Source organism: Lentzea xerophila, from assembly GCF_051094245.1.
Lineage (GTDB): Bacteria > Actinomycetota > Actinomycetes > Mycobacteriales > Pseudonocardiaceae > Lentzea > Lentzea xerophila.
Genome location: NZ_CP194934.1, coordinates 3896013 through 3909998, shown reverse-complemented (window position 1 = coordinate 3909998; position 13986 = coordinate 3896013). Strand labels below are relative to the sequence as shown.

11 protein-coding genes are annotated in these 13986 nt (G+C 71.0%); 5 read left to right on the top strand and 6 right to left on the bottom strand.

Annotated features, from left to right (window positions below):
• Positions 1-1023, top strand: coding sequence for a hypothetical protein (locus tag ACRSBM_RS18655; RefSeq protein WP_434444832.1), 1023 nt, complete (start codon positions 1-3; stop codon positions 1021-1023).
• Positions 1024-1045: 22 nt separating this feature from the next.
• On the opposite strand, the gene ACRSBM_RS18650 is transcribed toward ACRSBM_RS18655, so the two are convergent.
• Positions 1046-2140: a glycosyltransferase family 4 protein gene (locus tag ACRSBM_RS18650; protein ID WP_434444830.1), complete on the bottom strand. Its 1095-nt coding sequence runs from the start codon at positions 2138-2140 to the stop codon at positions 1046-1048.
• Positions 2141-2327: 187 nt separating this feature from the next.
• On the opposite strand from ACRSBM_RS18650, the gene ACRSBM_RS18645 reads away from it, so the two are divergent.
• Positions 2328-3005 carry a class I SAM-dependent methyltransferase gene (locus tag ACRSBM_RS18645; protein ID WP_434444828.1) on the top strand — a complete coding sequence of 226 codons (678 nt, stop codon included), beginning with the start codon at positions 2328-2330 and terminating at the stop codon, positions 3003-3005.
• Here ACRSBM_RS18645 and ACRSBM_RS18640 read toward each other — a convergent pair.
• Positions 2989-3945, bottom strand: coding sequence for a DUF3068 domain-containing protein (locus tag ACRSBM_RS18640; RefSeq protein WP_434444826.1), 957 nt, complete (start codon positions 3943-3945; stop codon positions 2989-2991). The two genes, ACRSBM_RS18645 and ACRSBM_RS18640, sit on opposite strands and share 17 nt — an antisense overlap.
• A gap of 478 nt (positions 3946-4423) precedes the next feature.
• Between ACRSBM_RS18640 and ACRSBM_RS18635 the strand changes: the two genes are divergently transcribed.
• Complete coding sequence (locus ACRSBM_RS18635) at positions 4424-5311, top strand: hypothetical protein (protein ID WP_434444825.1); 888 nt, start codon at positions 4424-4426, stop codon at positions 5309-5311.
• Here ACRSBM_RS18635 and ACRSBM_RS18630 read toward each other — a convergent pair.
• Positions 5296-6408 (bottom strand): DUF3068 domain-containing protein, encoded by a 1113-nt coding sequence (locus ACRSBM_RS18630; protein WP_434444824.1) that lies wholly within the window; start codon positions 6406-6408, stop codon positions 5296-5298. The genes ACRSBM_RS18635 and ACRSBM_RS18630 overlap by 16 nt on opposite strands.
• 265 nt (positions 6409-6673) lie before the next feature.
• Here ACRSBM_RS18630 and ACRSBM_RS18625 point away from each other — a divergent pair, with 265 nt between their 5' ends.
• Both ACRSBM_RS18625 and ACRSBM_RS18620 read left to right on the top strand, forming a co-directional pair.
• The gene (locus tag ACRSBM_RS18625) at positions 6674-7834 is read left to right on the top strand and encodes a hypothetical protein (protein WP_434444822.1); all 1161 of its coding nucleotides are present in this window, start codon (positions 6674-6676) and stop codon (positions 7832-7834) included.
• Positions 7835-7955: 121 nt separating this feature from the next.
• Positions 7956-8474 (top strand): hypothetical protein, encoded by a 519-nt coding sequence (locus tag ACRSBM_RS18620; RefSeq protein WP_434444821.1) that lies wholly within the window; start codon positions 7956-7958, stop codon positions 8472-8474.
• On the opposite strand, the gene ACRSBM_RS18615 is transcribed toward ACRSBM_RS18620, so the two are convergent.
• The 3 genes from ACRSBM_RS18615 to ACRSBM_RS18605 form a co-directional block, all read right to left on the bottom strand.
• The gene (locus ACRSBM_RS18615; RefSeq protein WP_434453109.1) at positions 8441-11170 is read right to left on the bottom strand and encodes a BTAD domain-containing putative transcriptional regulator; all 2730 of its coding nucleotides are present in this window, start codon (positions 11168-11170) and stop codon (positions 8441-8443) included. The genes ACRSBM_RS18620 and ACRSBM_RS18615 overlap by 34 nt on opposite strands.
• A 104-nt stretch (positions 11171-11274) precedes the next feature.
• Positions 11275-11694 carry an ankyrin repeat domain-containing protein gene (locus ACRSBM_RS18610; RefSeq protein WP_434444819.1) on the bottom strand — a complete coding sequence of 140 codons (420 nt, stop codon included), beginning with the start codon at positions 11692-11694 and terminating at the stop codon, positions 11275-11277.
• 11 nt (positions 11695-11705) lie between these two features.
• Positions 11706-13967 (bottom strand): catalase, encoded by a 2262-nt coding sequence (locus ACRSBM_RS18605; RefSeq protein WP_434444817.1) that lies wholly within the window; start codon positions 13965-13967, stop codon positions 11706-11708.
• Positions 13968-13986 lie beyond the last annotated feature (19 nt).

Below are 13986 nucleotides of genomic sequence, written 5' to 3'. Positions count from 1 at the left end.
GTGACCGTGGCCTTTTCCGGCGACCCGGCGGCCTCCTGGAGCATCCTGCTGGAGGCGACCCTCCGTGAGGCGCCGGACCCCTCCGCCGTTGCCGCGCGGTTGTCCCACGCCTGCGCGGAGTTCCCGAACCTCGGCCCGGCCGCCGTCGTGCTCCGACCGTCCGATTGGGACGCCGCGCGCGCCGAGCTCGCCGACAAGCGTTACCACGAAAGCGATCCGCTGGTCCGGGTAGCGCTCTCCGGTGACGCACTGATGATCGCCGCGCACCACGGCGCGGTCGACGGGCTCGGCCTCGTCGCGTTGCTGGGCATAGCTTTGGGTGAACCCGTGCGCAGTTCCGCGACCGGTGTGGCGCAGCGCAGCCCCGACAGGTCCTATCTGCTCAATGCCCTGGACCGCGTGCGTGAGGCCGTGTGGACGCCTCCGACCCGCATCCAGCCCTCGTTGCGGGGCAACGAGTCCGGCGACCACCTGGTGTCCCGGTCACTGCCGGCCGTCAAGCTGGGCAGCGCCCGGCTCACCACGGCCGCGCTGGACACGACGCGGAGGTGGAACGCCGCCCGTGGCGTCCCGCACAGCCGTGTCGTCGCCGCGATCGGCGCGTCCTGGCGCGGGGGAGCGGAGCCACGTCCCGAGGTCGGCAGCGCGTTGCTGAGACTGCGGCTCCCCGCGGGGGCCGACGAGAACGACGTCCGCTCGCTGCTGGCGAACGCGGCGCCGGAAGCGGGCTTCCCCAGTGAGCGCAATCCGGTGGCGCAACTGGGGATGCGGCTGCTGGCGTCCCGGCTCGGCTCGACCTTCCTCGTCTCGAACCTCGGCGTCGTGCGGGCGGGCGTGAGCGCCCTGCGCTTCTACCCCGCGGCCAGCGGCCGGTCCGGCGTCGCGTTCGGCGCGGTGACGACAGGGGAGGTCACCACGGTCACGGTGCGCGCGCGACGCACCGACTTCGACGCCGGCGCGACCGCCGGCCTGCTCGACCTGTTGTGCGACGCGGTTGTCGCCGGGCACGAGGCCCGGCGGTAGACCGCCGGGTTGCTTCGGCCGCTCAGTGGCCGCGAGGCCCGGCGGTGGACCGCAGGGCGCCGTGCAGGACGTGCTCGAACGCGTCGAGGCTCTCCTCCCAGCTGAACTGCCGGGCGCGCTCCCGGCCCGCCGCGCCCATCGCCTTGCGCAACGGCCGGTCCCGCAGCAGCGTGTCCGCGTGCCGCACGAACTCGTCGAAGTCGTCGGCCAGCAAGCCCGTACGGTGCTCGACGATCGCCTCGGCCACGCCGCCCGCCGAGCGGTACGCGATCGTGGGCACGCCGTGCGAGGCGGCTTCCATGATGACGATGCCCCAGCCCTCCTTGACCGACGGGCACAGGTGCACCCACGCCCCGGCGAGGATCTCGTGCTTGGTCTGCTCGTCGACCCAGCCGTGCAGGACGACGCTGTCCGCCACGCCGCGGTCGATCGCGTGCTGCTGCAACACGTCCTTCCACGGGCCTTCGCCGACCAGTTCCAGCCGCAGGTCCGGCCACTGGGGACGCAGCCGCGCGACCAGGTCGATCGCGTGCTCCAGCCGTTTGTGCGGCACCAGCCGGGACACCGCGACGAGGACCGGGGCGTCGTTTCGGCGCGCGGTCACCGCCGGTGGCGCGTCGAGCCCGTTCGGGACGACGGCGGTGCGGCGCAGTTCGACGCCCAGCTGACCGAGCTCGTCGCGCGTCACGTTGGACACCGTGATGTAGCGGCACTTGCGGTACAGCCGGGGTGCGAGCCACGACTCGATCCACCACCCGATCCGGCCGAAGACCGGGCCGAGCGCGCTGTGCCACTGCTCGCGGTGCACGTGGTGCACCAGCACGAGGACGGGGCAGCGCGCGACGAGCCGGCTGAAGAACGGCATGCCGTTCTGCACGTCCACGATGACGTCCGCGTCGGAACGCAGGATGGCCAGCAGGGCGTGCAGGTAGACCGTGAACTTGTTGCCACGCCTGCGGAAGCGCACCCCCGCCACCCAGTCGCCGGAAGGGGCGCGACCGTGGCCGGCGCACTGGATCGCGACCCGGTAGCCGAGCTGCGCGAGCCCTTCGGCGATGCGCTCGACGTACCGTTCGGAACCGCCGCCCTCAGGGTGTCTGGTGTCGCGCCAATTCACCAGCAGAATGCTCGGCCGGCTATCGGGACAACGCGACATCTGCCTCTCCCGGATGTTAGGTTACCGCCAGGTAGCCATAGTAGACGGAATGCAGGCGGTGGCAATGGTCGAGATCGGTCAAGTTTCGGCCCGAGAAAGTTCGCACAAGCCAACTTTCGCGCGCTCTGTTCAGCTTTTTCGCGCATTCTTGAAAGAACAGTCGGACCCGGACCACTTCTACCGGGTGCTGGCTGACGACTCAGTCGGTCAGCTGTCCTCGTACGTGCCGCTGAGCGGCCGCGTCGTCCTCGACGTGGGCGGCGGTCCCGGCTACTTCGCCGAGGCGTTCCGCGCCGCCGGCGCCCGGTACGTGGGTCTCGACCCGGACGTCGGCGAGCTGTCCGCCCGCGGCGAGCCCGACCCTGGCATGATCCGCGCCAGCGGGACGGCACTGCCGTTCCGCGACGGCTCGGTGGACGTCTGCTACTCCTCCAACGTCCTGGAGCACGTCGGTGACCCGTGGCTGATGCTGGCCGAGATGGTGCGGGTGACCAGGCCAGGAGGCACGATCTTCATGTCCTACACGCCGTGGTTCTCGCCCTGGGGTGGTCACGAGACCGCGCCGTGGCACTTCCTCGGCGGCCACTACGCGCGGCGGCGCTACGAGCGCCGCAACGGCAAACCGCCGAAGAACTCCTTCGGTACTTCCCTGTTCCCGGTGAGCGTCGGGGCGGTCCGGAGGTGGGCTCACCGCCAGGCCGCCGCCGACGTGGTCGAGACGTTCCCCCGGTACCACCCGTGGTGGGCGAAGTGGATCACCCGTGTCCCGGGGGTCAGGGAGGTCGCCTCGTGGAACTTCGTGATCGTGCTCAGGCGACGTGCCTAGCGCGTCGTCCGACCACGCCGAGCAGAATTCCCGCCAGCAGCAGCACCGCTCCCACGGAAAGCAGGACGATCGGGCCGGTGCTGCTGATCAGCGTCAATTTGTCCCGTGCGTCGGTGGCGCGCTCGACCGATTCTTTGACCGTTTCCTCGTTGAAGGTCAAAGTGGCGTCGAGCAGCACCGTTCCTTCTTTTCCGTCCGGCCCGACCAGTACCTGCCGCTGCTGTTCCGAACCCTTGACGATGATGCCGCTCACCGGCTCCACCCACATGGTCCTGGTGTTCTGGTAGCGGCGCTCCGCCGTGACCGAGGCCTCGGAGCTGCCGACCAGCTGGCCCGGCACCTCCTGGTCGCGGAACTTGGTCGACGGGATCTTCTGGACGAACTTGTAGACCTCGAGCCCGCTGATCTCGTCGGTGCCCTCGTAGCGCGCGGTCGACGCCTTGCGCAGGGTGGTGTCGAAGTACTCGTAGTCCTGCGCCTCGGTGCCGAACGGGAACTTGTAGTTCAGGCCTTCCTGGCGCACCGCCCTGTCGTCGGCGGTGGGACCCTTCTCGTCGTCGGTCACGTACTGCTGGCTGCACTTCTCGAGCGCCATGTTCGTCCGCCGGTCCAGGCACACCCGGTGCTTCATGGCGGAGACGAGCTGGTTCTCGGAGTCGGTGACGACGAGGCCCTGGTCCCACACCATCACGTCGCCGTCGACCTTCGCCTCGGGCAGGGTCAGGTTGCTCTCGACCTTGCGGGTGGCCGTCAGCAGGGCGTCCTTGACGACGAGGTCCTTGGGGTAGAAGACCTTCGCGGCGCCTTCCGCGACGGATTCCGTCTTCTGGTCGAGCGGCACGACGGCGAGCTCGGGGTACACGTAGAAGCGCAGGACTGCTCCGAGCGCCAGCGAGAAGATGCCCAGTCCTACCAGCACGAGGCTCGCAACACGTCGCACTCGTCCTCCTTCTAGGTGTATGAGGGAAGTCACAGTGGCGAGGAACCTACCGGACAGTAACCTCTGCGCAACCCCCCGACCGGGGTGACTCGGGTCATCTTGATCGGTCTGCGTGGAGAAAGCAGCTACTCGGCCGCCGGACTTCGGAGCCGTTCGGCGGAACCCCTGCGATCCAACGGGTAGCGGCTGAAGCGACCAGCTCCTTACTCGACGGCGACGATGCCGGAGGAAGAGACACGTGGAAGAAATCCCTGTGTGCTATCCCGGAGCAGCTGAGCAGGCCCGGCTGCTCGCACGCGGTACGACCACCGCAGCAGAGCTCCTTGCGGCGACCGAACACCGGCTGGGTTCGCGGCGGCACGTTTTCACAGATGTCGATTTGGCGGCCGCCCGGCGCAGTGCCGAAGAGGCCGATCGGCGGTTGGCCCGTGGCGAACGCGGTGGGCTCCTGGGCCTGCCGCTCGCGGTTGAGGACTCCTTGCCCCGTGCGGCTGCCGGCGTTCTGGCGGCGGCCGGGGCCGTGGTCGTCGGCCGGACGTCCGCGGCGGAGAGACACCGCAACCCGGCGTCGGGTCTGCCAATCACGGCGCTCGACCCGCGGGTCTCGGGCACGGCGATCGCCGTCGCCTCCGGCGTGGTGTCCGCCGTGCTCGCGCGCCGCGCTCCCGGAGCCGGGCTGGTGCCCGCCGGTGCCGCCGGAGTCGTGGGCTTCGAGACCTCCGGTGGGTCCGGTGTGCTGGCGAGGGACGTCGCCGACGTGGAACACGTCCTGGCCGGGCTCGGCTGGCAGGCCGAGCCCGCGGACCGTCCACTGAGGATCGGCGTGTCGTTGCGCGGCGTCTCGGTCACCACGCGGACGCGCGCGCCCATGCGCCGTGCCGTCGAGGACGTCGCCGCGCTGTTGTCGTTCCACGTCGGCGAGGTCGTGGACCACGACCCGCACCTGGCCAGCGAGTCCCGGCTCCTGCTCGCCCCGCACCTGACCGCCGGGCGTCGTGAGCTGGAACTGCTGGGCCGGGTCGTGCCCACGCCGTTGCGCGGCATCTGCCGTTCGCTGCGGGCGGCGGAACGGGTGATGCTGGAGGAGATGTTCGCGGGCGTCGACGTGCTGGTGACGCCCGGCCACACCGGCCCGGCCGAGACCACGGCGTTGCCGGGGAGAGTGCTGGTGCGCAACGGCGACACGTCGCCGTTCTCCCCGCTCTGGCGGGTCAGCGGATACCCGGCGGTGTCCGTGCGCGCGGGCTCGGACGCCGACGGGAACCCGTTGCCGGTGACCCTGATCGCGGTGCCGGCGGCGGAAGGCGCGCTGCTCGGCGTCGCAAGGATCATCGAGGAGGACCGCGGAGGTCATCGCAGTCCGTAGTCGACGTTCGAGGACGACACGACGTTCTCCAGGTCGAGCGAACCGTCGGGGCTGCTGGCGCCGGTGACCCCGTAGGTGATCGCGCCGGCCAGGCCCGCACCGATCACCAGCGCCAGCGCGCCGGCGAGGAATCCGCGCCGGTGCAGGAAGAGCAGAACCAGTCCGATCGCGACCAGCACGGCACCGGAGATCCACAGGAGCACGGGCAGGGTGGTGATCACGAACAGCCTCGGCAGGTTCTTCTTGACCTCGTCCACGTTCGCGGTGACCGAGGCGTTCGTCAGCCGCAGCTCTCCGTTGAACACCGGGGTTCCGGCGCCCTCCTCCTGAGTGGCGGTGCGCAGTTCCTGCTTGATGTCCTCGCGCACCGACAGCACTGCGCCGGTTCTGGGTTCGACCAGCAACGTGCGCGTGACGCCGTAGTACTGCGTGACGTCCACCGAGGACTCCGGCCGGCCGACCAGTGAACCCGGCACCTCGAACCGGTCGAGCGCCGTCTGCGGCACGGTGTGGACGAACCGGTAGACGTCGAGGCCCTGCAGCCGTTGCTCCCCGTCGAAGTGGATGGTGACCGGTCGCTTGAGAACCGTGTCGTACCAACGATGGTCGCGTTGCTCGGTGTCGAACGGGAACACGAAGTTCAGGCCGGGCTGGAGTAGTTGCCTGCCCTCGGCGGTGATCCGCTTGCCCTGTTCGGTCTCGTAGAACTCGCCGTGGCACGGTGCGACGGCCTCGCCGGTGCGGCGGTCCAGGCAGATCTTGCGCACCTCGGCGCTGAGCACGAGGTCGTCCCGGCCCTCCTTGACGATCGTCGCCCGCTTCCACACGGTGACGTCGCCGTCCTCCTTGACCTCCGGCGCCGCGAGGTCACCCTCGACGTGCGTGGTCGCGGTGAGGCTGAGGTTGTGGCGGATCTCCGGGACACCGCCGGGTGGGTACACGACCGCGGTGACCCCTTCGCCCTCGGACACCGTGACGGTGTCGATGTCGTGCTGGAGCTTGGCGAGGAAGGGGTAGGTGTGCAGCTGCAGCACCAGTCCGGTGGCGACAGCGAACGCACCGAGTCCGAGCAGGGCGACGACGACTGCGGTTCGCACGAGGCCTCACAAGTATTCGGTTGGCAGGGAGGGTGGTCCGTGAGGTGCGATTTCCGGTAACCGTGCGTTCAGTTGTACCCGTGGGTGAGCTAGATCACAAGGGCATACCTGAATCCCATTCGGGTTACTCGGCCGCGTCGGCTGGGCCACGATCACGGCTCAACTACGTCAAGGTGCCGCGAACGCCCGGTGGGCAGCCGATCGTCATGAATGATCGGCGGCGCATCAGTCCTGTACGAGTCGAAGAGCTTGGGGGACATGGAGTATGGGTGTTCGCAGATGGTTCGCCGCTGTCTTGTCGGCCGCGGTCGTCGTACCGGCTCTCGCCGCTGTTCCGGCGGGTGCCACCGGATCGGCTCCTGCCTGGCGCCTCGCGTCGATCCCGCGGGTCGAGGCCACCAGCAACCTCTGGGACGTGACCGCGGTCGACGCCAGGAACGCCTGGGCGGCCGGCATCGAGGGCTACCACCCGGGCCAGCCGGACGCCGGTGGTCCGCTGCTGCTGAAGTGGAACGGGATCCGGTGGTCCCGTGCGCCGATCCCCGCCGTGCCGGGCAGGGTGTCGTTCGAGCGCGTGGCGGCGTCGTCGGCGTCCGACGTCTGGCTCCTGAGCAAGTCGAGGTCTCAGGGTGGCGACGACATCGTGACGTCCGTGTGGCGCTACGACGGTGTGGCGTGGACCGAGGTGCCGTACCCCGTGGGCAGCACCCCGGGCGGCGTGACGATCCGCGACATGTCCCTTGTGGACGGACGTGTCTGGCTGGTGGGGTACAGCGGCAGCAGAGCGGTGTTCCACGAGTGGACCGGCCAGGAGTGGCGGGAGCACCAGCCCCCTGCCGAGTGCGTGATGGGCGGCTTCCCGAACTTCTGCACCGTCAACGCCGTCCGGGCGTTCGCGGCGGACGACGTCTGGGCGGCCGGCAACGGCTGGTGGAACGGTCACATCGGCCCGGTGCTGTTCCACTGGGACGGCACCTCGTGGAGCGCGGTCCCGGTCGGCGGCACCGGGCAGGCGTTGAGCCTGCAGTCGATCGACGGCACGTCCTCGCGCGACATCTGGGCGGTCGGCGACACCGGGGGCATGGGGTCGGGCACGCTCGTCGTGCGCGGGGACGGCACCACCTGGCAGGTCCTCACCAGCCCGAGCGCCCCGGACCTGGCCGGCGTCGCGGTCGGCGCCTCCGGAGCACCGTGGGTGATCGGCAACCTGCCGCCTTCGCCGGGCACCGCCTTCGAGACCTACCGCGCGGGCGCCTGGGTCAGCACCCCGGCACCGGCCCCGGCGGGCACGTCCGGCGCGAGCTACAACGCCATCACCGCGGTTCCCGGCACCGACCGGATGATCGCCGTGGGCGATGCGGATGTGCCGGACACGAGTCCGCTCCTGGTGCAGGCGGTGATCGCCCAGTACGGGAGCCGCCGGTGACCACGTGAACGGTCCGGCCCGGTGGACCGGGCCGGACCCCGTGTATCGGCGATGTATCGGCTGTGGATGTGCCCCCGAGACGCTGCTGGAGCAGTTCAGCCATGCGAAAAGGGGATCTTCAATGCGGTTCACCAAACTGACGGCGGCGGCCATCGGCCTGCTAAGCGCGGCTCTGATCGGCACCGCCACCCCGGCCGGTGCGACCGGCCAGGAGGCGCCCAGCCCGACCGTCGAGATCGCGCAGCCGTGGCTCGAGGACACGGCGTCCGCGCCGTCGCTCGACGGCGACGTCTCGATCCAGCAGACGGCGGCCGGTGCCATCAAGTGGATGTCCAACCGCCGCGGCAGCACCGCCTACGAGGGCTACTGCGAGCGCGCGGTGCGGCTCGCGTGGAACCGCCGCACCCACCACGCGTCGGCCATCGCGCACTGGCGGTCGTCCGACGGCACCCGCCGCACCAAGGGCACGCCGCCCAAGGGCGCTTTCGTCTTCTGGAACACCAGCCAGTACGGCCACGTGGGCATCGCCGACGGCAACGGCGGGTTCTGGTCCACCAGCGTCGGCGGCAAGATCGGCCACGCGAAGTCGGTGGGCTACTTCCGCAACTACCTCGGCTGGAAGCCCGGCAACAGCAACTGATCCAGTGCACCCGCCGCGCGTGCCAACGTGCGCTGCGCGGCGGGTTCGCCTTCCCTGTTGCCCGTCCGGCGGTAGGTCTCCAACGCCTGCTGCACCAGGTCGTGCGCCGCCCGCGGGTGACCGTTCGAGAGCAACGCCTCAGCCAGCTCGACCTGAGCGAACGCCGTGCACCGCTCGTCGGTGAGGTCCATCAGGATCGACACGGCCCGGCGCGCGCTGACCAGTTCCTCCGCGTGCTCGCCCGTGGTGCGGTACAGCGCGGCGAGCCGGACCAGCACGAGTGCTTCCCGATGCGCGTCACCGAGGTCGGCGGCGAGCTGCCGGGCGCCGGTGAGCCACTCCCGCGCCTCCCGCGGGGAACCGAGCGAGCCATGCACCCCGCCGATCGACGCCCGCACATGCGCGACGGAATGCAGGTCGCCGGCGGACTCCAGCAGCCGCAACGCCTCGGTGTAGCAGGCCATTGAGCGCTCGTACTCCGCCCGCAGCCGGTAGATCACACCGATGCCCGCCACGGCGGTGCCCTCACCGCGTTCGTCCCCGATCGAGCGGTAAAGGTCTTGTGCCGCAAGCAGTCCCTGCTCGGCCTCGGCGAACTCGTCGCGGTAGATGTGCACCTGGGCGAGGCCGCGCAGCAACGCCGCCTCGCCTGCCTCGTTCCCGGCCGCGCGAACGCAGTGCAAAGCCCGCGTGTGCGTGCACGCCCAGTCCTCGTAGTGGCTGTGCAGGTCGAAGAAGGGCACGCAGGCCGCCGCGAGCTGCCACGCCACCTCGTCGAGACCGGCGGCCGCCGCGATGTCCACCGCCCCGCACAACGTCCGCCGCTCGGCCTCGAACCACGCGACCGGCTCGGCGAGCAGGTGTTCGGGTGCCCGCACCCGGGGCACGTTCGCGATCGTCGTGCCGAAGGTGACCGGCAACCGGCGCGCCGCCGTGACCGCGAGCCACAGCCACGCCCGCAGCGTCCGCTCCAGCGCGGCCGACCGGCCGGTCACCGAACGGGCCAGCTCCCACGCGTGGCACCGCAGCAGGTCGTGCAGCCGGTAGCGGGGCTGCCCGATCCCGTCGGCGCCGCAGGACTCGAGCAGGTTCGCGTCGACCAGCCCGTCGACGAGGTGGTCGCCGCCCGGCTCGTCGAGCAACGCCCCGGCCACCCAGCTCGGGAAGTCGTGCGGCCCGAGCAACGCCAGCCGCACGAACGCCTGGAACTCGCGTTCGGGCAGCTGCCGGACGCTGAGGTCGAAGCTCGCCCGCACCGCCAGCTCACCGGAGCTCAGCTCGCGCAACCGGGTCGACTCGTCGACCAGCCGTTCCCGCAGAACCTGCATCGACCACCCGCCGCGCCCGGCGAGCCGCGCGCCCGCCACCCGGATGGCCAGCGGCAGGTGCCCGCACGCGAGGGCGATCGCCGCGGCCTCGGCGGGCTGGGCGTGGACGCGGTCCTCACCCGCGATGCCCGCGAGCAGCGCGGCGGCCTCTTCGGGGTCGAACGGCCGCAGGTCCACCTGCGGCGCTCCGGGCAGCTCGGGCAACCGGCGCCTGCTCGTCACCAGCACCGCGCACCCGGCGTCGGCCGGCAGCAGCGGTACCACCTGGCTCACCGAGGCGGCGTCGTCGAGCACGACCAGCACCCGCCGCCCGGCGAGCCGGGAGCGGTAGAGCGCGGCACGGGCCGCGAGCTGCGCGGGCAACCCGGCACCGGTGATCCCCAAGGCGTGCAACAGCTCCGTGAGCACGTCGGCCGGGTCACGCGGCTGCTCGGCCGTGCCGGCGAGGTCCACGTACAGCTGACCGTCCGGGAAGTGGTCACCGACCTCGTGCGCCACCCGGACCGCGAGCGCCGACTTGCCGACACCGGGCGGCCCGGTCACGCTCGCCACCGGCGCGGACAGCGAGCCGTGTCGCAATGCCGCGGCCAGCGCCTCGATCTCCGCCACCCGGCCGCAGAAGTCCGGCACCGACGGCGGCAGCTGCCGGATCGGCGCACCGGCCGGTTCGTCCCGCAGCACCGCGAGCTGGGCCTCCCGCAGCGCCGGTCCCGGTTCCAGCCCGAGCTCGTCCGAGAGCCGTTCGCGCATGTCGGAGTAGACCCGCAGCGCCTCTGCACGCCTGTTGTCCCGCTGCAACGCGACCACGAGCTGCCCGCAGACACTCTCGCGGTACGGGTGCTCCGCCAGCAACGCCCGCAGCTCCGGGATCGCGGCGGCGCTCTCACCCAGCGCCACCTGCAACGCGAGCCGCTGTTCGGTCGTGACGAGCCGTGCCTCCTGCAGCCGTGCGATGGCGGGCGTCCACGCGTCGTGGTCGGGCAGGTCCTCCAACGGCCTGCCCCGCCACAGCGACTCCGCCCGCCGCAACAGCTCCAGCGCGGCGTCAGGCCGGCGGCGTGCCTCGGCCGCCAGCTCCTCGAACAGCAACGCGTCGAGCTCCTGAGGCGACACCGCCAGCACATAGCCGGTGCCGTGGGTGCGCAGGTGGTCGTCGAGCAGTTTCCGCAGCTGCCAGACGTACGTGCGGACGTTCGACACCACCGACCGCGGCCGGGACACCGGCCACAGCGCCTCGACGAGCTGGTCGAGCGAGACGCCGGTGTTCGCGTGCAACGCAAGATGCCCGAGCAGCGCCCGTTGCTTGACGCCGCCCAGGCTCTCCCTGCGGCCGTCGCGCCAGACCTCGAGCGGGCCCAGCACCCGCACGCTCAACCCGCTGATGGCTCCTCCGCTCCTCGGGGCCTTCGCGCGGGAGGCTAGCGGCGGTGCCGGCGTCGTCGAGCCGGTTCGCGGGAAAAAGTGGCAGTTCGTCAGTGCTGGACGGCGGCTACGTCCGCGGACCTCGCGGTCAGCAGCGCCAGCATCTCCGGAAGGTCGAAGTACCGCGCCACGTCGAGTGCGGACCTCGGGCCGAGGGCGGGATCCGCCCCCGCGTCCAGCAGCAGCCCGACGGTGCGCTCGCAGCGGCGGAAGACCGCCGCTCCGAGCGCCGTCTGTCCCCGGTCGTTGACGCGCCCGGTGTCGGCACCACGCTCGAGCAGTGCCCGGACGGTCTCCGGGTGGACGTGGTACGCGGCGAGGATGAGCAGCGAGTCACCACTGCTGTTGGTGAGGTTCACCGGTATCCCCGCGTCGATCGCCTCGGTCAGCCCCTCGGTGTCGCCGGTACGGGCCAGGTCGAACATCGAGCGGAGGAAGGCGAGCTCCTCCTCGGTGAGCGCGTCGGTCATGCCGGGACTCCTCAGGAGATCGTCGCGGGGAAGCGGTCCCACACGCGGTGGGATCCGAGCAGCGTCATCAGGCCCGTGAGCGCCTTCGACGCGTCGTCCTCGATCACGACTCCCAGCCCTTCCGCGCATCCGGCGGCTTCGAGGGCGGCGCGTCCGGTGCCCCACGCGCCGATGGCCTTGGCGTGGCGGAAGCACTCCTGGACCATGAGGACGACCCGCGGGTCGACGGCGGTGCCGGGAGCACCGGCCTTCGCGTCCCTGGCCGGCACGGCGTCCGCACCCGGAGGCGGGCTGCCCGCCAGCAGCAGGGCGTCGAACTCGACCGACCGCGTGGTGAGGAACGTGCGCTGGGCCACCAGTCCGCTGTCGCCGATCGGACCGCCGGTCGGGGCGATCAGCAACGGCACCATGCCGCCGGCCAGGATCGTCTCGCGGACCGTGCGCACGCCGTCGAGGTTCGCCGGGTCGACCACGATCCCGATCAGGCGGCCGTCGGTGGGCCACGTCTGCCCGATCTGCGAGAGCGCGGGACTCGGCGTGACCTTCTTCGGCCGCACGGTGGCGCTCGGCGCCGGCAGCCCGAGACCCTGCGCCACCTGCGCGCACAGCGTCGGGTCGACGTTGGCCAGCACGCCCAGCTGGCGTTCCTTGACCGCCTGCTCGTAGCACTTGCCGAGCTCGAAGGTGAACGCGCGGACGAGGTGCTCCTTCTCGACCGGCGAGAGGCTCAGCCAGAACAGCCTCGGCTGGCTGTAGTGGTCGGAGAACGACGCGGGCGCCTCCCGGACCTTGATCGCCTTCGGCAACGGCTGCGCCACCTCGACGAACGGCCGGTCCTCTGGCCGCGTCTCGAACGGGTTGCCGCCGTCGAGGGTGTTCGGCCGGTAGGGCGCGACGCCGGCGTGCACCGCGTGCTGGTGGAACCCGTCGCGCAGCATGTCGTTGACCGGCACGTGCGGGCGGTTGATCGGGATCTGGTTGAAGTTCGGCCCGGCGAGCCTGGTGAGCTGGGTGTCCAGGTAGGAGAACAGCCGGGCCTGGAACAGCGGGTCGTCGGTGACGTCGATGCCCGGCACCAGGTTCCCGAGGTGGAACGCGACCTGCTCGGTCTCCGCGAAGAAGTTCATCGGGTTGCGGTTGAGCGTCAGCATCCCGACCGGCTGCACCGGCGCGAGCTCCTCCGGCACGATCTTCGTCGGGTCGAGCAGGTCGATGCCCTCGAACGTCTGCCGAGGGGTGTCGGGGAGGATCTGCAGCCCGAGCTCCCACTGCGGGTAGGCGCCGGACTCGATGGCGTCGGCGAGGTCGCGGCGGTGGAAGTCGGGGTCGATGCCGTTGATCATCTGCGCCTCCTCCCACACCAGGGAGTGCACGCCCAGCCGCGGCTTCCAGTGGAACTTCGCGAGCGCGGTCCCGCCCTCGGCGTTGACGAGGCGGAACGTGTGGACGCCGAAGCCCTCCATCGTCCGGTAGGAGCGGGGGAGCCCGCGGTCGGACATGTGCCACATGACGTGGTGGGTGGCCTCGGTGTGGGTCGAGACGAAGTCCCAGAACGTGTCGTGCGCGCTCTGGGCCTGCGGGATCTCCCGGTCGGGGTGCGGCTTGGCGGCGTGGACGATGTCCGGGAACTTGATCCCGTCCTGGATGAAGAAGACCGGGATGTTGTTGCCGACCAGGTCGAAGTTGCCCTGCTGGGTGTAGAACTTGACGGCGAACCCGCGGGTGTCGCGAACGGTGTCCGCCGAGCCCCGCGAGCCGACCACCGTCGAGAACCGCACGAACACCGGCGTTTCGACACCTTCGCCGAGGAAGTCCGCCATGCAGACGCTCGCGGCCGTGCCGTAGCCGACGAACGTGCCGTGCGCCCCGTACCCGCGGGCGTGCACGACCCGCTCCGGGATGCGCTCGTGGTCGAAGTGCATGACCTTCTCGCGCAGGTGGTGGTCCTGCAGCAGGGTCGGCCCGCGCTCGCCGGCCTTCAGCGAGTGGTCGCTGTCGCGCAGCCGCGCGCCGGCCGACGTGGTGAGGAATTCGCCCTGCTGTCCCATGGACAGCTTCGGGGCGCCGGTCGGAGCACCCGTCGGCGACACCGTCTCCGGTCCGGTCTGGTCCGGCTTGGGCGGCACCGGCCCACGCGGCTCGGTGGGCTCGTCGAGCGCGGGCGGCTCGCTGTTCGGGGCGCCGGGGATCGGCGGGTTCACCAGATCGGTGACCTTGTCCACCGCTTTCTCTAGCGCCGCCTTCACGAGCTTGCCTGGCTTGCGGGTGGCCACTGGATCCTCCTCAGAGCGG